We start from the raw sequence: 21,866 nt of genomic DNA on the forward strand, positions 1-21,866 counted from the left end.
AGCAAATGAATAAGCGAATTATTTCCATACTAATGACGGCAATGGTTTCTTTGAGTCTACTGGCCTGTGGCTCAAACAATGCAGGGGAATTCAAAACTATTCCCAATATTACGGAAGCAGAAACAACGTCCACCGCTGCCGAAGCAGAAGAAATATCCACCACTGTCGAAGCAGAAAACACATCTACCGCCACAGAAGCAGAAGCTGGGCAGAATGAAACAACCACTGAAAACGAAATCACCGAAACCACAGAGGTGATAACCAAAGACTCCACAGAGACTCCCCGCAACAGCGGAAGTGTCTAAAGAAGCAGAGAATAACATCATTTCTCCTCTTTCCTATGAGGATTTCAATATCAATGGATTTGGCTATAGTAATTACGTGGACTTATATGGAGCCGGAAATGGCTATGAAGATGTAGAACGTATTGCTATTATGGCTACAAATTGTACGGCATATACGGAATACCCCGCGCAAATGTCATCCGACACGACGGACTCACGTGGTATAAAGTTAGGCGACTCCAGGGAACAGGTAATTGCTGCTTATGGAGAGCCCCGAAACGAGGTTGTATATAAATCTAAGGCCTATAATCATGATGGTCTGGAAAGCCAGTATAATTTGTGCTATTGCTATATTGATGAACACTACCCTGAAGTCTTTTTCAATTTACCCTTCAGTATGGATCAAAATGATAATGTGCTGGATTTTTCTATTGCATATCGGTTCAATTCCTTGTTTCCTAGCTTTTCTCAGTCTACCCGCAGCATACGGTAACCGACGCCGATATGCGTCTGAATGTATTGCGGACTGTCCTTTTGCGGCTCCAGCTTTTTGCGCAGTGTCGCCATAAATACTCTCAGGGAAGCAATATCGTTTTCCCAGCTGCTGCCCCAAATCTGCTGCGTGATATAGGTGTGCGTCAGCACCTTTCCGACATTATGAGAGAGCAGACACAAAAGCTTGTATTCAATCGGGGTCAGGTGCAATTCCTCCCCATTTAGATAAGCGCAGCCGGCGGCATAATCAATTTTAAGCTTGCCGTTTTGGAAAACGGGTGAGTCGGCGTCGCCGCTTGCCTGAAGAAGCAGCAGCCGTCTTTGCGTGACCCGAAGGCGTGCCAAAAGTTCCTCTACGGAAAAGGGCTTTGTCAGATAGTCGTCCGCCCCGGCATCCAGCGCCGTGATTTTGTCTTTATCCTCGCTGCGCGCACTGATCACAATAATGGGCATATTTGACCATGAGCGAATATTTTCGATTACCTGCGTGCCTTCGATATCCGGCAGACCCAGATCCAGCAGAACGATATCCGGATTATGGGAGGTTGCCTCCATAATGGCACCGTGTCCGTTCTCCGCGGTCAGGTAGCGGTAATCGTGCGCCTTTAATGTTGTTACGATCAGATTGCGGACGGGACGGTCGTCCTCCACGATGAGTACAAGGGGTTTATTCATTCAGAGTCACCTCGCTGAGCGGTAAAGTAAAGGTAAATATGCAGCCGTGCGGTACGTTATCCGTAAGCGTCAGCGTTCTGCCGTGCAGCTCTACGATGGATTTACACAGGGTAAGCCCGATCCCGAAGCTTCTGCGGCTGTCTGCGACGGTATTTTTCCCGGTGTAAAACATTTCAAAAATATGCGGTTTCATATCGTCTGCAATTCCGTTTCCGTTATCGGTGACTCGGATCACGGCATCCCCGCCCTGTTTTTCGGCACTTACGCAGATCTCGGAGCCTTGTTCGGTATATTTCAAAGCATTATCAATAAGGTTGACAATGACCTGCACGATAAGCTGTGCGTCCATACGGGCAAGGATCAAATCGTCGCACCTTACCGTCACCTTGTGTCCGACGGATTTTTTCTTCAAATGCGAAACGGCTTCGTTGACCACTTCGTCTACAAGCTGGTCGGTAAGCTCCAGCTTCAGGCGTCCGTCATTCAGCCGTGTAACATACAGCAGATTTTCCACCACGCCGATCAGCCATTCGGAATCATCATAGATATCTTTATAGATCTGCTGCTTGGTTGCTTCGTCCAGGCAGCCCCCGTTATGCAAAAGCGTGTCCGCATTACCCGAAACGGAGCAAAGCGGCGTGCGCAGATCGTGTGAGATCGACCGCAAAAGGTCGGCGCGCAGCTGCTCGCTTTTCGCAAGATCTGCCGCCCGTTCCTTTTCGGCGGCGTTGTGAGCATTATCCATTGCCAGCGCACATTCGTTCACGACCGACAGCACGATGCTGCTCTCAAACGAATCGGGCTTTTCGGGTCTCATCGGTATCCCGATTACACCGTATACTCTGCCGCCTGCACGGATCGCAAGATAAAGACATTCGGATTTGCCAAACTGTGCTGTCGTTGCTCCTGCACGGCGGCCGTTTTGAAGCACCCATTCTGCGGTCTGCCGCTCTGCATCGCTTAGCAGCTTTTCAGCGTGTATATCCTTTTTTTCGGCATACAGCCGCCCGGACAACATTCCGTTTTCGCCTTTCGTATAGGCAACAATACTGCGGTCAAGCAGCCGCGAGAGCTGCATACATGTCACGCTTAAAACATCATCGTTGCTTTTTGCTTTTTGCAGCAGACGGTCAGTGTCAAACAGCACCTGCACACGGAACGCGGAGCGAGCCGAGAGCCTTGCATGATCTTTCAGCTTCGAGGCAAGCGTGCCGGTGAGAACGGAAGACGCCAGCATGACTGCAAAGGTAACGGGATAGCCTACGGCATAGGTCTGAAAGGACAACCTGGGTTCGGTAAGGAAAAATCCGAACAATACAACACTTAGAAGTGAGCCTGCCATACTGCAAAGGTATCCTTTGGTCAAAACGGAGATCATCAGCACACCGAGGATGTATACCGTAACGATATTGGTATCGGGAAAGCCGAGATGATCGAACAGAAACCCGATCGCCGTGCATACGGCAAGCGCCAGGACGGTTATGGCAATATCCCGCAGCGACGGTATCTCTGCACTAAGGAACAAACGGCGTCTGTGCGGCTTTGTATAGTTCAGCGCATCGGGAATAATATGAATGTCAACATCAGGGGCGGAGGCGATCAGCTTTTCGGTGAGAGTCGGTCTTCCGAACAGCCCTCTGCGTCTGGCACTGCTTTGCCCGATCACGATTTTTGTGACATCGGAAAGTCGGACATATTCCGAGATCTGCAGCGGTACATCCTCGCCGTGCGTCATAACGATCTCGGCGCTGAGCCTTTGTGCGAGCTGTATGTTCTGCGAAAGTCGGGACTGATCCTCATCATTTATGACCGTATCCGTCTGCACATAGATGGCGGTAAATCTTGCATGAAGGACCTTAGCCATCTTTGCGGCGGTGTGTATGATCCTTGCATTGGACGGCGAAGAGGATAGGCAGACAAGGATATGCTCGTCTGCGCCTTTTTTTGACTGCTCGGTTTGTGTTCTCATCCGGTTCACCGTCCTTTTGTTTTATTATACATCAAAATCGTGAAATAATATACCGCAAACTAATACTCATCTTCTTTCCCGTCGGAAAGAATAATATCGACATTTCCGTGCGTTTCACGAAAACGGCGGATCGCACATAATATTTCACTTTCGGACAGTCCCTGCGGTAGCAGAATTTCGGAAGGCTCACGGGATTCGTTTTCCTTCAACAGTGCTTTTCTGTTTTCTTCAAGAAATCGATCCAGCCTGCACATGATATAAAATCCGAAAGCAAATATGCCAAGCAGACTGACGATCAGCAATAGCTCAGCCATCCTCATTCACCTCTGTTAAATGCGAAAACACTTTTGCAGTTCTTTGTAAGCACCGAGAACCAAAAGAGTGATATTGTCCGTAAGAACGGTTTCCGGTGAAACTGCCATATTTATCTTTCCGTTCTCCTTGGTCGCCATGATATTGATGCTGTATTTTCTGCGGATATCCAGCTCTCCGACGGTTTTTCCGATCCAACCCTCCGGAACCTCTGCCTCAAAAATGGCATGAGCCCCATCGACCTCGATGTAATCCCGTATGTGATCGGCGGTATAGCGAATAGCAGCCCAATTTGCTACTTGCTTTTCAGGGTAAATTACTTCGTCCGCTCCGTTACGCAGAAGAAATTTCTCCTGAACATCACGCTCGGCGCGGGACACAACAAATTTTGCGCCGAGTTCTTTCAGCAAAGAAGTGGTTTCCAGCGAATTTTGAAAATTTCCTCCTATGGTGACTATGCACACATCAAAGTTTCCGATTCCGAGCGACTTTAAAAATTCCGTGTTTGTGCTGTCACCTATCTGTGCGTTAGTAACGATCGGCAGAATTGCATTGACCCTTTCTTCGTTGCTGTCTACCGCCATCACCTCATGCCCGAGTTTATTCAGCTGTAAAGCAATATGCCTACCGAATCTGCCGAGACCTATTAACAATATGTTTTTCATAATATAGTAACTCCTTTACCCGACTGTGATTTTTTCGAGCGGCAGCTTTGCTCCGCTCTGATTTTTGTTGGAAATCGCCGCGTAAATCAGGGTAAGTCCGCCGACTCTGCCGAGATACATCAAGACGATCAAAATAAGCTGAGAAAGAACACCGAGCTGCGGTGTGATTCCAAGGGTAAGCCCGACCGTTCCGACAGCGGACGCCGTTTCGTAAAGGCAGGTGCTAAGCGGCAGACCTTCTGCCGTGCTGATAACAATGCCGCCGACAAAAAACAGCAGGAAATACATTACGGCAACGGTTGCGGCGTTTTTCACTGCCGAACCATCAATGCGCCTGCCGTAGACTTCGGCATCGTCCTTTTTGCGACAGACGGAGAATGCACTCAGAATCAGAACGGCAAGCGTGGTTGTTTTCATACCGCCTGCCGTGGAGCTGGGCGATCCGCCGACAAGCATCAGCAGAATCATAATTGCCTTAGAGGAACCGGTCATAGTGGGAAGATCAACGGTATTGAAACCGGCGGTTCTCGGTGTGACAGACTGAAAAAGCGACGCAAGAATCCTTTCGGCGAGCGGCAGCCCCGTAAAATCACAGAAGAAAAAGAATACTGCGGGAGCGATAATGAGGATTGCCGTTGTTACCAATATGACCTTACTTTGCATACGGTATTTTTTGAAATGCCACTTGTTTGTGTAAATATCGTCCCATGTCAAAAATCCAATACCGCCCACAATAATTAAAAGCATAATTGCAATGTTTATTGTAGGCTCTCCGATGTATCCCGTAAGAGACGGGTATTTGTTTTCTGCGGTGCCAAGTATGTCAAAGCCGGCGTTGCAAAAAGCGGAAATCGAATGAAATGCCGCCATCCAAATTCCCTTGATACCGAAGTTTCCGCAAAATGTCGGCAGCATGACGATCATTCCGATAAGCTCGATCAAAAAAGTTCCCCGTACAATAAAGCGGGTCAGGCGGACGATCCCGCCGACCTTCGGGGCAGAGATGGCGTCCTGCATGGTACTGCGCTGCATCAGCGATATTTTTCTGCCGGACAGCATAGCGAAAAATGCCGCAACTGTCACAACACCGAGCCCGCCTATCTGGATCATCAGCAGTATTACCGTCTGCCCGAAAGCGGACCAATAACTGCCCGTATCCTGCACAACCAGCCCCGTAACGCAAACGGCCGAGGTCGATGTGAACAGCGCCTCGTGAAACGGCGTAACAACTCCGGCAGTCGATGAAAACGGCAGCATCAATATCAGTGCTCCGAGCAGAATAACCCCGGCAAAGCCCAAAACGATCAGTTTAAAGGATGACAGTCGCTTTTTTCTATGTGTAATTTCAGGCATATATACTTCTCCTGTTTTTGTTTGTTTACAAAGAGTATATTATGAAATATAAAAAAACGGTGTAATGATCCGGTGTGCTGTATTAAGATTGCATTAAGGCGCTCATTCTTTGAAAAAACAGTGCAGAGTATAGCAAACGGCACAGACAAAGGCGGATCGTTTGTAACCGTTGTGCGGCTTGAAACAAAGCTCAGAGCCACTCTCACAGAACAGCAAAAGGCTCCGTTCGAACAAATTAAAAAAACGGATGCAGAAATTACGACCGGCATGAGCTACAAGCGTTCACAAACGGATTTCGATTTTCATCGCGGCTGATGATGGAAGTGTACGAGCCGACACCTGAATTAGAACCGTAACAAAGTAAGATAATTGTTACAGTTCTTATGATGACAGTTGCCTATGTATGCAAGTGGATGGAGCATTCTGTTAGGGGTGTATTATGCTACTTTGCAATATTCTTTGCCATTTTTATAATTGTATGGGTAATTCAATTTGTAATTTGGAAAAGACGTATCTCAAAAATCAATTCTAAGATAACGTATAAGAATTAAAAATTTCTTTAAAAAAACTGCAAGCATTTTGCAAGCACAGAAAACGGGAAGCCTTGATTTATAAGGCTTCCCGCTATTTCTATATCACTCAAACTCCCTAACTTAATCCTTGTCTTAAACATTTTTGTTAAGGCGTTCTGTTATGATTTGGCTCCATTTGGTTTCATCTGCACCAATCACATGTGCTGTATGAGCTAATGTTATCAAATTGTTATCAGTATTATGTTATCACATGTTAAATAGATCTGCATGTGTTCCTGTATCGACCAAGGTCAATGTCAGAATACCATCTTCTTTTAAATATATTAGTAGCCAATCCGGTTGAATGTGGCACTCTCTAAATCCTTGGTATTTTCCTTTTAATTCATGGTCTCTATACTTTTCTTCTAAAGGAATATTATTCTGAAGCATAGTGACGATATCCTCTAAAAGAGATATATCAAGGCCTCTCTTCCTAGCTAATTTCAAGCTTTTCTTAAATTTGCCAGTAAGTATCAATTCATACTGCATCCATCAAGGTCCTCCATGGCATCAGAAAAGCTACTGTATCTCTTTGTTTTAGGATCCTTGCTAATTCTTTTCGCTTCTTCCATAGCCTCAATAACCTCTGGCTTATATTGTGGAACTACTACATCAAATGGAAGACCACCTCTCATAACACACTGTCTGAGGAATATATTCATTGCGCTGGACATATCCATTCCTAACTGCGAAAAGAGCTCTGTAGCCTGCTTTTTTAAATTTTCATCAATTCTTACCTGAGTAGGTACTGTAGCCATTTGAACACCTCCCATATAACACATTTTCCTATAGTATATACTCATTTCTTAATACCTATTATATGAAGAAAACCATCATTTTGTCAATATTTAGGTTTACATTGTAATCCAAATGTATTATTCTGTTTTCCAATACTCATTAACATTCCTTAATGTAGCACCTATTATTTTAGGATTTCTTTTGTTGGATGTCCATATCATTTCGTTGGGACAAAGAAAATGATACAATTCAACGATGAACCCTTTAGACAGCAAAAAGGGGGTTCAAATGAACACCCCTATGAAGTCTGCTGCTCTTTAATTTTATGTATATGCTGACGCATTATTTTATTATTACACCATCTGAAATCTTGGTTAGAAAGCTCTCTAACTGAGTCTTTTTTCTTCCATAACACTCATATATGCTGGTCTGATGATTTTATCCGTGCAAATCATCTCTTCTATTCTGTGTGCACTCCAACCTACGATTCTAGCTACTGCAAACATGGCTGTATAAAGTTCTACCGGTATACCCAGCATATCGTAGACAAATCCACTGTAAAAATCTACATTGGGACTGACACCTTTATAGATATGTCTTTTATCTGCTATGATCTTTGGAGCAAGCATCTCTATGTTTTCATACAATTCAAGATCTTTTTGCCTTTTCTTTTCCTCTGCCAGTTGTTTTACATAATCTTTAAATACTCTCTCCCTCGGATCAGAAATAGAATATACTGCATGTCCCATTCCATAGATTAAGCCCTTTTGGTCAAATGCATCTTTATCAACAATCCTTCTTAAGTATGCTTCTATCTCATCCTTATCTGAATAATCCTTTATATGCGCCCTAATATCATCCATCATTTCCATTACCTTAATGTTGGCGCCTCCGTGTTTTGGTCCTTTTAGCGAACACATTGCTGCTGCCATCGTAGAATAAGTGTCAGACCCGGATGACGTAACGACTCTTGTGGTAAATGTAGAATTATTACCTCCTCCATGTTCCATATGCAAAATGAGTGCCGTATCTAAAACCTTTGCCTCTGTAAGGGTATATTTCCTGTCTGGTCGCAGAAGCATCAATAGATTTTCCGCGGTGGAAAGCTGTTTATCGGGATGATGAATATACATACTCTCATTTTTTTCATAATGATTGTAAGCATTATATCCATATACTGCCAACAATGGGAACTCACTGATGAGCTGGATGCACTGACGCAGCGAATTGCTGACACTTGGTTCTTTTACCTTTTTATCATAAGATGCCAGGGTAAGAATACTTCGGGTCATGGAATTCATGACATCCTCCGAAGGTGCTTTCATAATGACATCCCTTGTAAAATTGGTTGGCAATGTCCTACACTCTCCAATAATTCTATCGAAGTCTTCCTTCTCTCTTTCATCAGGCAGTTTTCCCATCAAAAGAAGATATGCTATTTTTTCAAATCCAAACTCATTTTGTCCTAAACAATGAATCAAATCTTCCACTCGATAGCCCCGGTACCACAATTCCCCATCGCAGGGAATCTTCTGATTATCAACAATTTTTGAAGACACTATTTTTGATATGTTGGTAAGTCCTGTAAGGACACCTTTCCCATTTTCATCTCTAAGCCCTTTGTTTACGCCATATTCTTCAAATAACCGCGGAGCAATGTTATCATTTTTCAGACAAACTGCTTCCAATTCTTCAAAATAATCATTCATCTGCTCCGTTGTCATCTCTATTCACCTCCAGATTCTCCACCTCACTGCTCATAATAGTTTCCAACTGCTTCATAAGCTGTAGTAACTGAATCAAATTATCCTTTCCAAACTTTTCGAACACCTTCCCGTAATACTTCTTAAGTGTTTCTTCCTGCGCCCTTAACAGGCTTCGTCCGCTTTCAGTAATTGTAACATAGGTGCCCTCACTGCCGTTACCGTCATGAGACCATAATACATATCCTACGTCTCGTAGCTTTTCTACCATTTTAGAAATCTGTCGCATCGTCATCTGAAGCTTGTCCGCTAAATCCTTCAGATAGACTCGTCCTGAATAAATGTCGGATGTCTCCTCCATTGCAATATATTGTAATGCAATGTATTCCGGGATACTCATTTTCATAAAGACATCTTTTCTATGCTCCCGGTTAAACAAGTGCCTTTGGTATATCAATTCGTTGGACAGCTTTATAATATCTGTATTTCCTATAGTTTCTGCCATATTACTCCTCCTTTATTTAAAATAAGGGAAGCAACAGACTGTCACTTCCCTTCGTAAAAGAGAATGGATTATTTTAATAGCCCATTTCCGGTTGTGCCGGCATTGCAGGTGCTGTTTCCTTAATATTTGCCACAGCAGCCTCCGTTGTTAATAAGGTTGATGACACACTAATCGCATTGGAAAGTGCACTTCTTGTAACCTTGACAGGATCAATAATTCCTGCATCGACCATATTGACGTACTGTTCAGAAATTGCATCAAAGCCTATGCCCTCATCTGACTCCTTTACCTTATTGATGATGACAGCACCCTCTAGGCCTGCATTTTCAGCAATGGCACGAAGCGGAGCCTCCAATGCCTTGGCTACAATCTCTGCTCCTGTTCTCTCATCACCCTCCATGCTTGATATCATGTCATATACTGCCTTTTGTGCGTGAACATAAGCAGATCCGCCGCCACTGATGATGCCCTCTGACACAGCAGCCCTAGTGGCATTTAATGCATCCTCCATACGATACTTAGCTTCCTTCATCTCTGTTTCAGTTGTAGCTCCAATCTTAATAACTGCAACACCACCGCCGAGCTTAGCCACCCGGTCTACCAGCTTATCCCTGTCGTACTCAGAAGCATCTGCAGCCTGTCTCTTAATCATTGCGATTCTTTCTTCAATGTCCTGTTTCTTGCCCTCGCCATCCACGATGGTTGTATGTTCCTTTGTTACTTTAACTGATTTAGTCTGTCCAAGCATATCAACTGTGATATCCTTTAATTGCATGCCAAGGTCATCGAGTACTGCCTGTCCACCTGTCAGAATTGCAATATCCTTTAACATCTCCTTACGACCATCACCATACCCCGGTGCCTTTACAGCTACGACCTTGAGTGTGCCTCTCAACCTGTTTACGATTAGTGTTGTAAGTGCTTCACCCTCTACGTCATCTGCAATAATCAGCATTTCTCTTCCCTGCTGCATTACCTGCTCCAATATAGGAAGAATATCCTTTATATTAGATATCTTTTTGTCCGTAATCAAAATGTATGGATGATTCATATTAGCTATCATCTTTTCTTTATCATCACACATGTAAGCAGATAAATAACCGTTGTCAAACTGCATTCCCTCTACAACCTCTATCTCTGTCTGCATCGTCTTTGATTCTTCTATTGTGATGACGCCATTCTCTCCAACCTTTTCCATTGCATCGGCAATCATTGTTCCGACTTCATCATTACCTGCAGATATTGCAGCAACCTTTGCAATGTGATCTTTTCCGGTTACAGGCTTGCTCATTTTAACCAGTGCTTCAATAGCTGTATCTGCTGCTTTCTTCATTCCTTTTCGCAAAATAATTGGATTTGCACCTGCTGCTATATTTTTCATACCCTCGCCTACTAGAGCCTGTGCCAAAACAGTTGCCGTTGTCGTGCCGTCTCCTGCAATGTCATTCGTTTTGGTTGCGACCTCTTTCACAAGTTGTGCACCCATATTCTCATAAGGATCTTCCAGTTCAATCTCCTTTGCAATCGTAACACCATCGTTCGTAATCAAAGGAGTTCCGTAAGATTTATCCAATACAACGTTACGTCCCTTAGGTCCGATTGTCACCTTTACAGTATCTGCCAGCTTATCAACGCCTGCTTCCATCTTTTTTCTTGCATCGATATCAAACAAAATTTCCTTTGCCATGTTAATTCCTTCTTTCTACATATAAAATAACTGTATTTTTATTTTACTACTCCACAATTGCAATAATATCGGACTGATTTACGATGATATATTCCTCATCCTCCAACTTAACATCTGTACCGGAATACTGAGAATAAATCACACGGTCGCCTTCTTTTACCTGCATTTCTGTTTTCTTTCCATTCTTTTCACTTCCAGGTCCTACTGCAATGACAACAGCTGTCTGTGGCTTTTCTTTTGCACTATCCGGTAATATAATTCCGGACTGGGTTTTTTCTTCTGCTTCCTGCTGTTTTAAAACAACACGCTCTCCTAATGGTTTTAACTGCATAATCATTACCTCTTTTCTTTATTGTTAGCACTCTCTTGTATTGAGTGCTACTTATTTTGTAAAAAATATATGCTTCATATGAAGCATATATAAACAGTTTGTTTCCAAACTGTTTGTTTAAAAAGGATTATAGCACATAAAAAACCTATGTCAACCCATTTTTTCAAAAGAAATAAAAAAATTGCACACCGATTACTCGGTGTAACAATTCCTAGTCATTCTCCAACAATCTGTCTATATTATGACTAATCCGCTCAGACACCCGGTTAAATACCGCCAAAGAACTTTCATCAATTCCTTCCACCACCTTGGCGGTTAACTCTGCCCAGAGAATCTCCATTTCCTGACAAAGATGTTCCGACGCATCAGTCAGCTCATATTTCACATATCTACGATCTTTATCATCTCTTTTGCATACAATGTATCCTTGTTTAACAAGATTCTCTAAAGTAGTAGACATATGACCTTTATTCATCTGCGTGTACCGACATATATCCGTCAATGTTGTTATATCATCATAATGAGATAGCAAATAAACAACTTCCAGTTCCAATCTGTTTAGGTTTGTCTTATTTTTTACATCAACCATAGCTTTTTCAAGAAGACGATTAAACTTTCCACCTCTCAAATTTTTTTCAATATTCATCAAAATTTCACTCCTATTTTGTTTTTACTCTTTTTACAAAATATCAAATTAATCCATCAAAATTTTTTTCATGGGACATCTTATCGTTTATCATATCATATCGCCTACATTTTTTCCACATAAACCACCCCAGTATTTCACTGCCCGAGTGCCATCAAATCCTATTTCTATACTCTTACTTCAAATCCGTTCTTGAATATGAATCTTATATCATCCTTAGCTTTTACAACCACTTCCTGCACAAAGCTGCTCCAAATCCCGGCATCGAACTCGCAGGTTATGCCGTCCTGCTTCTCCAAAGTGCGAATGAACCCTTTAAACAATTCTCGCTTTGCCTTCTTGCTTTCTATCTGCTCGGCGATGTCATCATACTTAGCTTTTGACTTTTCATACCTTGCCGTAAGTTCGGCATAGCGTTTTTCATACTCATCTTGGTCTAATGCCACACGGCTGTTCTCTGCAATGGCAATCTGCATCTGCTCTGAGATGATATTAAGTTCTGTGATGCTATCCTGTAAATCCCTGTCAAGTGAATCCGTCTCACAGACCATTTCCATCATAACTTTGGTATTGGCAAGAATCTCATCTCTTTCAGAAAATAACTTGTTGGCTGCCTTAATGAATAATTCCTTTAACTCATCCTCGTTGCTATGATGACTAATTTCTAAACAAGGCTACCCTAAATCCCCTCATCGAACAGACATTGATATTTATATTGCAATGTCCTTTTCCCTCCTCGCTGTAGAATTCACTACCTGTTCGCATTTCTGTTTTTCAACAACCTTCTGCTTAGCCTCCATCCGCTCTTTTATAGACTTCGGCCTTACAAATTCCTTGAACTCTTCCACTAATCCTTTTACATTAAAGAAATTTTAATAATTAATCATCCACTGAATCATAAAACTTGACTTCTAGCATATCTCTTTTCCCTTCTCCACATAAATCCAATTAAATCTGCTTTGAAACAAAATGTACAATTTCTTTCCCCGGCTCAAGAATATATGGTATCAACTCCAAAGGATATACCTTAGTACCTTTCTTTAAATCCTCTAGTGGAACCCAGCAGAAATCCAAGTCAATTCTCTCATTATCCAGCTCATCATATCCATGAAACACTCCATCTAATGGAATATTATCATCGACCAGATGCACATTATAATATAAGCTTATCTGATGACACGGTCTTTTACCCCATGGAAAATAGATTTCACCTATTGCCAATAGATTATCTACCTCTATCTTAGCATGAAGCTCTTCTTCAAATTCCCGCTTAAGAGTTTCCATGCTTGTTTCCATAGCTGCAACATGTCCGCCGATAATTGCATAATTGTCATTTTTCGGACGTTGTAACAGAATTTTCCCATCATGTATCAATATACCGCCAACTCTGTATGAAAACACAAAATCATCATTTTTAAATAGAATATCCATATAATCGCCTCCAATCATTACATACTATTACATATTCCCTAATCATTACTCCGCCCACAAATAGAGCCAAAGTAGAGCCATTTTGTAAAACAAATGCCGGAAACCCGCATAAATACAGGCTTTCGGCATTTTAGTCCGTTATTCAAACTCGATTTTGGCAACTATATATTATGTCTATCAAATTATATATTGCTATATTTTGTATTATTATTCTTAATATTCTATGCATTCTTTATCGTTTTGGCACTTTTTGCAAGCATTTTGCAATCATTATTACTTCGAATCACTCCTCAGATATTTCTCTATGTACTCCCGGCACCCATCCTCTAAAATATGAAATGCACAGCTATTGTCGGTTAAAATCTGCTTACGGTTTGTTGTAACCATCTCATATATTTTATTAGCCTTCTTATGAATTCGCTCTGCATTGTTCATACAAAACTGATATTCTTTATTTAACAATAGTCTATATTTCTCATCCTCAACATCTTTGATCACCAATTTTTCAATACATTCATCCGGAACCGGAACCATATGATTAAAGCGCAAAGAGCCTTTCACTTCTTTTTCATCTCCCGGAACACGAATCAAAATGTTCGCCTCCTGCTTCTTATCAAAAGATGATACAGACACATAATAATTCATCCCATTTACTTGCATAACAGCACCAAATGCAAACTTATTACGGTCTGTATACCGGATATTCGGTACTTTCGTAACTCCTCTTTTTTCCTTTTCGTATCTTTGGAGAAATTTATTATACTCCTCGTTTATGCGGTAAAAATCCATTTATATCCTCCATAGTATAACAAAACAGGGAGATAAGATGCTTATCTCCCTGAAAATTAACGATTCGCATTTTAAGCTGCGAAGCACTTAAATTAAAGGTTCACATTCAAAGTAGTGAAGCACTTAAATTAAAGGTTTGCACTCAAAGTAGCAACGCACTTAAATCGAGCAAATTTCTTTGCTCACTTATATTATATGCAGTTCTGTCGCAAAAATCAATAAAAATTTTAAATATGCGAATATGCGTTACTTTTTCTTCCTATTCAAGAGCTTTAGTAATTCTATAATATCTGCTCTCCAAAGCCTCTCTTCCTCCTTCCATTACATCACATATAGCATCTCTTATCTCAAAATCTTGTAAAGCACCTGAATGAGATGCATTTATTTCTCCACCTGCAAATTCCATATGAATCACTTGTTCTGAATTTGTATTCACAACAATATTGGGATTATGTGTTACCACAATAATTTGCTGACTTTGTTTCTTTTCATTAATTCCTTTTACAATAAAATCAGTAATATTTTTTGTGTCCAAGTCATCCTCAGGCTGATCAATAATAATAGGTTCTTTTTATGTGTGAAAAGGCGTTAATACTATTTGTAAAACTAAATTATTCTTTCAGTTTCCTATCATTGAATATACTTAGAAGCGAAACCATAAACAACATCAGGGTCAAAAGGTTTATAAATAATATCTGCCGCACCAAGAGCAAAAGCTTGCTTTTCAAGCTCATTATCCGGTTCACCGGTAACCATAATGACTGGTATATTATAATTGTCCGTTTGCATAAACGAAAGAACATCGAGTCCACTTTTCCCCGGCATATAAAAATCCAAAAAAACGAGAGCAATCCTATCTGTATATTTTTTGATGGTATCAATTGCCTCTTCCCCATCCGCCGCCTCTAAAACAGTATACTCTTTGCGGAAATAAAAGCTTAAAATATCGCGGTTAACTTCCATATCATCTACAATTAAAACTGCCGGTCTATCCATTTTCCTTATTCCCCATAATTATAAATCATGTTACTAAAGCCTTCATTCGCAAAATACTATTGCAAACATAATTATTACTCCATAATAGAATTACCATTCTTTTGAATGCAGGCATTCTAAGAATGGTAATTGGTCTAATCTGATTCAATAACGAATTAATAGTTCTCTTGTCTTACTTCAAAGAACGCCTGTGGATGATTACAAACCGGGCAAACCTCCGGAGCTTCCAGTCCAACTACAACATGACCACAGTTTCTGCACTCCCACATCGTAACTCCACTCTTTTTAAACACTTCCATTGCTTCCACATTGTGAAGGAGAGCACGATATCTTTCCTCATGCATTTTCTCAATCGCTGCAACACCTCTAAACTGTGCTGCCAATTCCGGAAATCCTTCTTCATCTGCTTCTTTAGCCATTCTGTCATACATATCTGTCCACTCAGCATTCTCGCCTTGTGCAGCATGCAAAAGATTCTCAGGCGTATCACCCAACTCTCCGAGTGCTTTAAACCAAAGCTTGGCATGCTCCTTCTCATTCTCTGCTGTCTTTAAGAACAATGCAGCGATCTGCTCATACCCTGCTTTTTTTGCAACCGAAGCAAAATATGTGTACTTATTTCTTGCCTGTGATTCACCTGCAAATGCTTCCCATAAATTCTTTTCTGTCTTTGTTCCTGCATACTTGTTAGCCATAAAAAACCTCCTGCTTTCTACTTTCTTATTTTTAAACTGTTCAGAGCTAAGACGATTCAACTTCTTAACCAGCTTGTATTCAAACAGGCTTTAGTGTGAATCCTATTTTGGTATCTGAATCGTTTACTTTCTATATACTATGTTTTACCAAGTGCGACTTGCCATCTGTCTAAACTGTGCAACGGTAGGTGTATGTGAATTAAGACCACCATCACAGGTAAGTACCTGTCCATTCATATACTCTGCCTCATCGCTTGCAAGGTAAACACAAAGATGACCGATATCCTCCGGATTACCATAGCGCTTGCCAAGAATGTTAGAAAGGAAAATATCCTTTAATGCATCCGGAATACGAGCCTCATTCTGTGGTGTGACAATCAGTCCCGGCCGAACACAATTACAACGGATTCCACTTGGACCATACATACAAGCCACATATTCCGTCAGCTTATCAACTCCCGCTTTGGCACAGGCATAAGCAATTGTTCCCAGATCTCCAGCAACACTCGCCATAGAACCAATATTGATAATATTGCCACCTTTCTCATTCTTCATGATGATTGGCAAAGCCTCCTTAATCATGTTGAAGGTTCCACCTAAATCGGTTGCTACCACGGCGTTAAACTCTTCTAAGCTAAGCTCGTCCACACGACCATCCTTCATACCCATTCCTGCAGCATTATTAATTAACACATCGATGCGGCCAAACTTCTCTGCAACATCAGTAATCAAGCTGTGCATAGAATCTGTATTCGTCAAATCAAATGCGTGGAACCATGCTTTGCCGCCCTCTGCTGTAATTTCATCGACCACCTTCTGTCCACGCTCTACATTACGACCCGTAATGACAACTGTAGCTGCTTCCTTAGCACAAAGCTTCGCAATCCCAATTCCAATTCCACTTGTTGAGCCTGTTACAATGATAACCTTATCCTTTAAACGCTCCATTCTAAACCTCCTGAAATTATACTTACAAATCACCAAACAGTTACATAAAATAGGTTGTCCATCGCATTTTTAAGTATACAAATTATATTATAAAAATGAGACATCCCACTCTGAATATTATAGCATTTCTCATAAAAAAAATAAAGACAAATTACAAATTATACAACACTATTCACAACAAAGGTAACTTTTCAGAGACATTATTTTTAAAATCTTATTGCTATGAATGCTGCGGTTGAAGCTTCAAGAAGTGGTGATGCAGGCAGAGGTTTTGCTACTACTAATTTATCCACTGAATAAACGCAGTTTTATCCGAACTGTTATAACCCGCATTTCGATAGAAATTCAATGTACTTTCCTCCTTCGAACCGGTAAGCAGCATCATCTTGTAGCAATGGTTCTGTTCAGCTATTTTCTTATTCGTGGTAGAATGACCTTGTAAGAAAACCTGAATATATGGGGCATACCGTGAATTTCCGCACCAAGAAACTATCCTATAAGGATAAGAATTCTGTGCACAATTCACCGGAGGACTGGATTATTTTTGAAAACACACAGGAAACAATTGTGGACGAAGAAACACGGATTACTGTTCAGAAAATCCGTGAAACCAAGCACCGTCCTAAGTTTTCCTGTTTCACCAGCAATAAGTTTCTTAATGTCTGCTTTAATTCCATTTTCTAGTGGCAACAGACCATACAAATAAGAGACAGATAAAGAAAAAGACCTTACCAAAATTCCTTTCCAGTTTGGAAAAGAACTTCAGTAAGGTCTTCTTTAAATGCAATTAATATCATATTTCACTTAACACATTTGCGTTAGATTCTGTTGCCAAATCGTTGCCAAAACTTAACACTTTTTGTTTGGAAGATGTGTAAATAAAGGCTCGATTTTCACAAAAGGTTATTCAAACTCGGCAAGTTGTTTATCTTACTTAAATTATTTTGTTTAAGTTTGATTTGAAAATTGCCGATATTTTACTTCATTTATACATTTTATTTTGGCTTGCTGATTTTCTGTTGCCAAAGTGTTGCCATGACTAATTATACCAAAGCTCATAAAGAAAGCAACTCCTTTTCTTCAACATGATACAGCTGAACCGGAATATGTCGCTCATAATCATTTTGATGTTACCTCAGCAATGCAAGCACACCCTCATTGCTCTGGTTAGCTTGCGCCATCATAGCATATCCCACCTGTTCCAAAATATTATCCTTAGAATATTTTACCATTTCCTCTGCCATATCTGTATCCCGAATTCGGGATTCTGCAGCAGTTGTGTTCTCCACAATATTTTCTTCGTTTGCAATGGTGTGCTCCAAACGATTCTGCTGCGCACCGATTTTAGCGCGATTGGCAGAGACTTTTTGCAAAGCTCCTTTTACAGAATCCATGGCACATTCTGCACCTGCTACTGTTGAAACATTCAGTTTACGAATGCCTAAGATATCCGTATCCATTGCATCAATCGTAACGTACATTCCCACGCCTGCTTCGCAGCCGGATTGAATCCAAATGCTTTGAGGCTTCGATGCCTTTTTGATAGAACCTGATGGATTATATTTTACATCCAACCAGGCTTTACCACTTAAGATTGATGATGGGCTGGTTTTACTATTAAATCTGATATTACAACCAGCCACATTAGCCGGATTACCAATAGGAGCAGCCATTACCCCAAGTGCACGATACAAATTATCCTTAGTCGTATTTCCATGAGAAAACACTGTAGCAGATATAATGCTGTCACCATGCACAAAATGCAAATAGTCACTATCATTTTGAATGCTAAAATTAAAATTGTTTAGTTTCTCATTGCTTTCGTCATCCAGCCAAAATACTATATCATCATTCGGAGTAAGGTCAGCCGGACTCGTCGCTATATTACTTATATTAGTAGCCGTTGAATCTTCTGCTTTACAAAAAGCCATTCCAAGTCTATCTGTATCATCTGTAATATACTTAAAATACAGCATTTTATCGGTATCCTTTATATCCACGTTCTCCCCCAGCATGGCTTCTAAATCAGAATATTCGAGATGGATGAATTCATAGCTACATTCTATACCTGTATTATAAAAGCAGGCATTACCGCTGTTATCAATGTAATTCTGTATATTCGAAGAAACCGCCATATCGGCCCCACACCTTACCAGATACTCAAACTCTACTCCGTCTAAAGCATTAGCAATTTGGGTTATATCTTCAATCCCATTCAGTTGAAATGAACTTTTGGTATAATCTAAGAGAATATTATAAGTTCCTGCAGCTGGTTTTTTAGCATCCAAGCCCACAATATCCCAGGTAGTTTCAGCAATGACATTATTTCCCGAATCACTCAGCCATATTTTAGTGGTATCGGCGTGCATTGTTATGACTCCATCTCCCCTATTCGGTAAGTCTTTCGGAGTATTAAACAATACGCCGTATAGGGTTGTCCCACTGTCATCAATCGAAAAACTTTTGAGAATGGAATTCAGACGTCTCTGCTCTTCTTCATCACCAGTAAAGATTTTTCGCTCATTGAATGCTGTAGTATCCCCAATCCTGTCGATCTCCTGCAGAATCTGGCTGACTTCTTCTTGAATATACTGTCTGTCCTGGTCACTGTTTGTTCCATTGGCAGACTGAACGGAGAGTTCGGAGATACGATGCAACATATCGTTCACTTCTGCCAGTGCCCCGTCTGCCACCTGGCAAAGAGAGACCCCATCTTGAGTGTTCTCTACCCCCTGCTTTAGACCTCGTATCTGTCTGCGCATTTTTTCAGAAATAGCTAAGCCTGCGGCATCATCTGCCGCCCTGCTGATTTTATATCCTGATGACAACTTTTCAGTTGATTTTGTCTTACTTTTTAAATTTATCCCAAACTGTCTCTGTGCATTTATAGCAGTAAGATTATGTGCAACAATATTCATGGTCTTTCCTCGTAGCATACACTATTGTTTCATTTTATAATATCGGTCTTTTGTTCAAAATTATTTAGAGAGGTATTCTTTCTTAGTATTATTTATTTGACCATTATTTACTGAAATACAAAGTTGTCGCTCTCTAGCATACAAGAATTATGCCATATCAATTCATAAATTACATTCTCATTCCAAAAATGCAGAGCAAACTTCCTGCTCTGCACCACATTACACATATATCAGCTCTCTTATCACAGCCTCCTCTGCTACACTCCGCACATTATTCATGAGTCCTACCCACTTCATCTGGTCGCTTGCCTTTAATTCTTCCGTAATCCCCGCACCGTCTTTCATCTGCTCCATAAGAAGCTCCATTCTCTCATAACATTCCTCATCAACCACATGCAGGTACTCATTTATTTTTCCATTCATGAGAAGTCTGATATATTCCCCTCTGCGGTGGTTTTTCAAATACTCCCACCGCATCCGTCCATATCTACCAATCTCATAATGCGTACCCTCCGGCAATTCTAAATCCGGATAATATAATTCGTCTACCCAAGGGTGTACCCTATTCCGTTTTCTCCAATGATATGCTTCTCCATAATCTGCTCCTATCTGCCACCTCTGTCATTCCTGTAATAGTGGCTCTGTCTGTTATTTTCACGCTCCTTTACTTCCATTTGCTTCTGCTGTAACCTTGCCCTAAAGCTGCCCGACTCTGCCTTATTTCCGGTCTTCTGTTCCCACCTTGTAACTGCCGACTGATAATCGCTGTATTTAGCTTTGGAAGCTCTGTATTCAGCCAAGAACTCCTTTACATTCTTATAACCATAAGCCTGCACAATACTTGATAGATACTGCTTCATACTGGCTATCTGCATTTTTAACTGCTCCGTCTGTTCCTGAAGCTCCTTGCGCTGTTTTCCCTTGAAGATACCCTTTGTTCCGGCAATCTCCTTCTCCAAACTTACAAGCTGTTGCTCCCTTTGATAAATGGCTTCGTTCTGCTTCTCCAGCTTATTATAAATATCCGCAAGCCTTGGATACTTGGAAGCAAGTTCAGATTTCTTAGGCATTTCCGGTATCGGTTCACTTTTCGCCATCACAGGCTCATTGACTGTCTGAACTTTCGTCTGCTCTGGTTCTGACTTTGCAAACGCTTCCGTAACCTTATCAGCCTTTTCCAAAGCCATTTTAAGCACCTTACTAATCAGAAGCTCCAAAGCATATATTGCCGTCATAATCAGGCTTTTAAACAGTGCCGGATTTCTCCCTGACTTCTGAATGGAAGCCTTTGCTTTCCGTGCGATTTCACTCTGCTTCACTTCCAGAATCTGTTTCTCCGGCACACCACTCACTAATGCCCTGTCCACCGTCTGGTTCCACATGGTACGAACCCGATTGTCCGCTTCTATCTGCTCTGCTTTCGGATTATTTTTGCCAACCTTCTTCATGGGCAGATACACACCATTCTTATCAAACACTTTCAGCTTCTCCTCGTCATCCCGCACATAAATATTGATAAGGTCTGTATAGGAACGCTTTGCTTCATCAAGGAAACTGTCGCACTTAAATCGGCTGTCCTTGATGGTAAAAATATTGCGCTCATACACCTCTCCCTTGGGAATGATTCTACAGCCACAACGAAACTGTCCGGCTTCATCCAATATCTCTTTTTTGGTGCGTACATGCTTTCCGGTTTCATCATAAAACATGTTCCTTGTGGCAATCTTCTCCATAGGCTCATCAAGTAGCTTTCGCTCCGAAAAGATAAGATGAATATGATAATTGGTCTTGCGTTTGTTGTGGTGCAGGGCAGCGATACACTCCACACCATACTTTTGCTTGAAGTGTTCCGTAAAAAGTTTCAGCAACTTGTCCGGCTCATAATCAACGAAACTTTCCGGCAGAGCAATGATAAGCTCCCTCGCTTCAATGCAGGTTCCTTCCGTTCCGCTTTTCTTAAATTCCTCCTGATTGCACCTAGCAAGTTCTGTCCAAAATTTGCGGTCAGTTGTTTCATAAACTGCGTACAAATTTTCCTGTCTTGCTTTGCTCGATATATAACTGATTCTGCCTTTTACATTTGGCAGTTTTGACATCTGTATAAATGAATTTCTTACAATAGGCATTGCCCCCTTCCTTTGAAAAATGGTGGAA

General features: G+C 41.3%; 26 protein-coding genes and 1 pseudogene. 4 read left to right on the forward strand and 23 right to left on the reverse strand.

All coding sequences use genetic code 11. The features are described from left to right. The first annotated feature begins 5 nt into the window (after positions 1–5). Together FYJ59_RS10340 and FYJ59_RS10345 are read left to right on the forward strand one after the other, a co-directional pair. A complete protein-coding gene (locus tag FYJ59_RS10340) occupies positions 6–305 on the forward strand; it encodes a hypothetical protein (protein ID WP_154496848.1) in 300 nt (99 codons plus the stop codon). After that, entirely contained in the window at positions 298–777 is a 480-nt protein-coding gene (locus FYJ59_RS10345) for a hypothetical protein (RefSeq protein ID WP_154496850.1), read from the forward strand. The genes FYJ59_RS10340 and FYJ59_RS10345 overlap by 8 nt, the downstream gene beginning before the upstream one ends. On the opposite strand, the gene FYJ59_RS10350 is transcribed toward FYJ59_RS10345, so the two are convergent. Genes FYJ59_RS10350 through FYJ59_RS10370 form a run of 5 tightly spaced genes read right to left on the reverse strand, consistent with a single transcriptional unit; the run spans position 753 to position 5,753 of the window. Further along, positions 753–1,454, reverse strand: a complete 702-nt coding sequence (locus tag FYJ59_RS10350; RefSeq protein ID WP_154496853.1) for a response regulator — start codon at positions 1,452–1,454, stop codon at positions 753–755. The two genes, FYJ59_RS10345 and FYJ59_RS10350, sit on opposite strands and share 25 nt — an antisense overlap. Beyond that, positions 1,447–3,423 carry a DUF4118 domain-containing protein gene (locus FYJ59_RS10355; protein WP_154496855.1) on the reverse strand — a complete coding sequence of 659 codons (1,977 nt, stop codon included), beginning with the start codon at positions 3,421–3,423 and terminating at the stop codon, positions 1,447–1,449. The genes FYJ59_RS10350 and FYJ59_RS10355 overlap by 8 nt, the downstream gene beginning before the upstream one ends. Positions 3,424–3,482: 59 nt before the next feature. After that, complete coding sequence (locus FYJ59_RS10360) at positions 3,483–3,737, reverse strand: HMG-box domain-containing protein (protein WP_118505246.1); 255 nt, start codon at positions 3,735–3,737, stop codon at positions 3,483–3,485. Positions 3,738–3,752: 15 nt separating this feature from the next. Next, entirely contained in the window at positions 3,753–4,400 is a 648-nt protein-coding gene (locus FYJ59_RS10365; protein WP_154496857.1) for a potassium channel family protein, read from the reverse strand. 15 nt (positions 4,401–4,415) lie between these two features. Then, a complete protein-coding gene (locus FYJ59_RS10370; RefSeq protein WP_154496859.1) occupies positions 4,416–5,753 on the reverse strand; it encodes a TrkH family potassium uptake protein in 1,338 nt (445 codons plus the stop codon). A 368-nt stretch (positions 5,754–6,121) separates the two neighbouring features. Here FYJ59_RS10370 and FYJ59_RS14450 point away from each other — a divergent pair, with 368 nt between their 5' ends. Then, positions 6,122–6,304, forward strand: coding sequence for a DUF3021 family protein (locus FYJ59_RS14450; protein WP_328597233.1), 183 nt, complete (start codon positions 6,122–6,124; stop codon positions 6,302–6,304). A 228-nt stretch (positions 6,305–6,532) separates the two neighbouring features. Here the strand turns inward: FYJ59_RS14450 and FYJ59_RS10380 are convergent, their stop codons facing one another. The 15 genes from FYJ59_RS10380 to FYJ59_RS10450 form a co-directional block, all read right to left on the reverse strand. Beyond that, positions 6,533–6,814, reverse strand: a complete 282-nt coding sequence (locus FYJ59_RS10380) for a type II toxin-antitoxin system YafQ family toxin (RefSeq protein WP_154496864.1) — start codon at positions 6,812–6,814, stop codon at positions 6,533–6,535. Further along, complete coding sequence (locus tag FYJ59_RS10385) at positions 6,799–7,083, reverse strand: type II toxin-antitoxin system RelB/DinJ family antitoxin (protein ID WP_154431021.1); 285 nt, start codon at positions 7,081–7,083, stop codon at positions 6,799–6,801. The genes FYJ59_RS10380 and FYJ59_RS10385 overlap by 16 nt, the downstream gene beginning before the upstream one ends. A gap of 366 nt (positions 7,084–7,449) precedes the next feature. Then, positions 7,450–8,787, reverse strand: coding sequence for a citrate/2-methylcitrate synthase (locus FYJ59_RS10390; protein ID WP_154431022.1), 1,338 nt, complete (start codon positions 8,785–8,787; stop codon positions 7,450–7,452). Next, a complete protein-coding gene (locus FYJ59_RS10395) occupies positions 8,765–9,271 on the reverse strand; it encodes a MarR family winged helix-turn-helix transcriptional regulator (protein WP_075681754.1) in 507 nt (168 codons plus the stop codon). Before FYJ59_RS10395 ends, FYJ59_RS10390 begins: the two co-directional genes overlap by 23 nt. Positions 9,272–9,344: 73 nt before the next feature. Beyond that, a complete protein-coding gene (gene groL / locus FYJ59_RS10400; RefSeq protein ID WP_154431023.1) occupies positions 9,345–10,958 on the reverse strand; it encodes a chaperonin GroEL in 1,614 nt (537 codons plus the stop codon). 46 nt (positions 10,959–11,004) lie between these two features. Continuing rightward, positions 11,005–11,289: a co-chaperone GroES gene (gene groES, locus FYJ59_RS10405; RefSeq protein ID WP_075681758.1), complete on the reverse strand. Its 285-nt coding sequence runs from the start codon at positions 11,287–11,289 to the stop codon at positions 11,005–11,007. Positions 11,290–11,500: 211 nt separating this feature from the next. Further along, positions 11,501–11,935, reverse strand: coding sequence for a MarR family winged helix-turn-helix transcriptional regulator (locus tag FYJ59_RS10410; RefSeq protein WP_154496866.1), 435 nt, complete (start codon positions 11,933–11,935; stop codon positions 11,501–11,503). A gap of 167 nt (positions 11,936–12,102) precedes the next feature. Continuing rightward, positions 12,103–12,495 (reverse strand): hypothetical protein, encoded by a 393-nt coding sequence (locus FYJ59_RS10415; RefSeq protein ID WP_154496868.1) that lies wholly within the window; start codon positions 12,493–12,495, stop codon positions 12,103–12,105. Between the two features lie 150 nt (positions 12,496–12,645). Further along, positions 12,646–12,783, reverse strand: a complete 138-nt coding sequence (locus tag FYJ59_RS10420) for a hypothetical protein (RefSeq protein ID WP_154496870.1) — start codon at positions 12,781–12,783, stop codon at positions 12,646–12,648. Between the two features lie 100 nt (positions 12,784–12,883). After that, on the reverse strand, positions 12,884–13,366 hold the full coding sequence (locus FYJ59_RS10425) for an NUDIX hydrolase (protein ID WP_154496872.1): 483 nt from the start codon (positions 13,364–13,366) through the stop codon (positions 12,884–12,886). 273 nt (positions 13,367–13,639) lie between these two features. Next, positions 13,640–14,155, reverse strand: coding sequence for a type III toxin-antitoxin system ToxN/AbiQ family toxin (locus FYJ59_RS10430; protein WP_154496874.1), 516 nt, complete (start codon positions 14,153–14,155; stop codon positions 13,640–13,642). 259 nt (positions 14,156–14,414) lie between these two features. Beyond that, a complete protein-coding gene (locus FYJ59_RS10435) occupies positions 14,415–14,690 on the reverse strand; it encodes a hypothetical protein (protein ID WP_154430665.1) in 276 nt (91 codons plus the stop codon). A 95-nt stretch (positions 14,691–14,785) separates the two neighbouring features. After that, positions 14,786–15,151: a response regulator gene (locus FYJ59_RS10440; RefSeq protein WP_154496876.1), complete on the reverse strand. Its 366-nt coding sequence runs from the start codon at positions 15,149–15,151 to the stop codon at positions 14,786–14,788. Positions 15,152–15,306: 155 nt separating this feature from the next. Next, positions 15,307–15,846, reverse strand: coding sequence for a rubrerythrin (rbr, locus tag FYJ59_RS10445; RefSeq protein WP_154430663.1), 540 nt, complete (start codon positions 15,844–15,846; stop codon positions 15,307–15,309). A gap of 144 nt (positions 15,847–15,990) precedes the next feature. Then, positions 15,991–16,794 (reverse strand): SDR family NAD(P)-dependent oxidoreductase, encoded by an 804-nt coding sequence (locus FYJ59_RS10450; protein WP_154496878.1) that lies wholly within the window; start codon positions 16,792–16,794, stop codon positions 15,991–15,993. A 447-nt stretch (positions 16,795–17,241) separates the two neighbouring features. Here FYJ59_RS10450 and FYJ59_RS10460 point away from each other — a divergent pair. Beyond that, a pseudogene (locus FYJ59_RS10460) lies at positions 17,242–17,478 on the forward strand (recombinase family protein); the annotation flags it as partial. A gap of 446 nt (positions 17,479–17,924) precedes the next feature. Here the strand turns inward: FYJ59_RS10460 and FYJ59_RS10465 are convergent. From FYJ59_RS10465 to FYJ59_RS10480, 3 genes are all read right to left on the reverse strand, one after another. Further along, positions 17,925–19,712 carry a flagellin N-terminal helical domain-containing protein gene (locus FYJ59_RS10465; RefSeq protein ID WP_235898003.1) on the reverse strand — a complete coding sequence of 596 codons (1,788 nt, stop codon included), beginning with the start codon at positions 19,710–19,712 and terminating at the stop codon, positions 17,925–17,927. 219 nt (positions 19,713–19,931) lie between these two features. After that, positions 19,932–20,231: a TnpV protein gene (locus FYJ59_RS10475; protein WP_328597230.1), complete on the reverse strand. Its 300-nt coding sequence runs from the start codon at positions 20,229–20,231 to the stop codon at positions 19,932–19,934. An 86-nt stretch (positions 20,232–20,317) separates the two neighbouring features. Then, a complete protein-coding gene (locus FYJ59_RS10480; protein ID WP_408646203.1) occupies positions 20,318–21,808 on the reverse strand; it encodes a MobA/MobL family protein in 1,491 nt (496 codons plus the stop codon). Between the last annotated feature and the right edge of the window lie 58 nt (positions 21,809–21,866).

Origin of the sequence: Waltera intestinalis (genome assembly GCF_009695995.1) — a bacterium.
Lineage (GTDB): Bacteria > Bacillota > Clostridia > Lachnospirales > Lachnospiraceae > Acetatifactor > Acetatifactor intestinalis.

Coding starts and splice junctions, on each gene's coding strand:
- FYJ59_RS10385 (WP_154431021.1), bottom strand. CDS start 7,083: ATGGCTACAGTACCTACTCAGGTAAGAATTGATGAAAATTTAAAAAAG.
- groES (WP_075681758.1), bottom strand. CDS start 11,289: ATGCAGTTAAAACCATTAGGAGAGCGTGTTGTTTTAAAACAGCAGGAA.
- FYJ59_RS10450 (WP_154496878.1), bottom strand. CDS start 16,794: ATGGAGCGTTTAAAGGATAAGGTTATCATTGTAACAGGCTCAACAAGT.
- FYJ59_RS10440 (WP_154496876.1), bottom strand. CDS start 15,151: ATGGATAGACCGGCAGTTTTAATTGTAGATGATATGGAAGTTAACCGC.
- FYJ59_RS10380 (WP_154496864.1), bottom strand. CDS start 6,814: ATGCAGTATGAATTGATACTTACTGGCAAATTTAAGAAAAGCTTGAAA.
- FYJ59_RS10395 (WP_075681754.1), bottom strand. CDS start 9,271: ATGGCAGAAACTATAGGAAATACAGATATTATAAAGCTGTCCAACGAA.
- FYJ59_RS10390 (WP_154431022.1), bottom strand. CDS start 8,787: ATGACAACGGAGCAGATGAATGATTATTTTGAAGAATTGGAAGCAGTT.
- FYJ59_RS10355 (WP_154496855.1), bottom strand. CDS start 3,423: ATGAGAACACAAACCGAGCAGTCAAAAAAAGGCGCAGACGAGCATATC.
- FYJ59_RS10340 (WP_154496848.1), top strand. CDS start 6: ATGAATAAGCGAATTATTTCCATACTAATGACGGCAATGGTTTCTTTG.
- FYJ59_RS10365 (WP_154496857.1), bottom strand. CDS start 4,400: ATGAAAAACATATTGTTAATAGGTCTCGGCAGATTCGGTAGGCATATT.
- groL (WP_154431023.1), bottom strand. CDS start 10,958: ATGGCAAAGGAAATTTTGTTTGATATCGATGCAAGAAAAAAGATGGAA.
- FYJ59_RS10410 (WP_154496866.1), bottom strand. CDS start 11,935: ATGAATATTGAAAAAAATTTGAGAGGTGGAAAGTTTAATCGTCTTCTT.
- FYJ59_RS10480 (WP_408646203.1), bottom strand. CDS start 21,808: ATGTCAAAACTGCCAAATGTAAAAGGCAGAATCAGTTATATATCGAGC.
- FYJ59_RS10415 (WP_154496868.1), bottom strand. CDS start 12,495: ATGATGGAAATGGTCTGTGAGACGGATTCACTTGACAGGGATTTACAG.
- FYJ59_RS10465 (WP_235898003.1), bottom strand. CDS start 19,712: ATGAATATTGTTGCACATAATCTTACTGCTATAAATGCACAGAGACAG.
- FYJ59_RS10350 (WP_154496853.1), bottom strand. CDS start 1,454: ATGAATAAACCCCTTGTACTCATCGTGGAGGACGACCGTCCCGTCCGC.
- FYJ59_RS10360 (WP_118505246.1), bottom strand. CDS start 3,737: ATGGCTGAGCTATTGCTGATCGTCAGTCTGCTTGGCATATTTGCTTTC.
- rbr (WP_154430663.1), bottom strand. CDS start 15,846: ATGGCTAACAAGTATGCAGGAACAAAGACAGAAAAGAATTTATGGGAA.
- FYJ59_RS10430 (WP_154496874.1), bottom strand. CDS start 14,155: ATGGATTTTTACCGCATAAACGAGGAGTATAATAAATTTCTCCAAAGA.
- FYJ59_RS10425 (WP_154496872.1), bottom strand. CDS start 13,366: ATGGATATTCTATTTAAAAATGATGATTTTGTGTTTTCATACAGAGTT.
- FYJ59_RS10370 (WP_154496859.1), bottom strand. CDS start 5,753: ATGCCTGAAATTACACATAGAAAAAAGCGACTGTCATCCTTTAAACTG.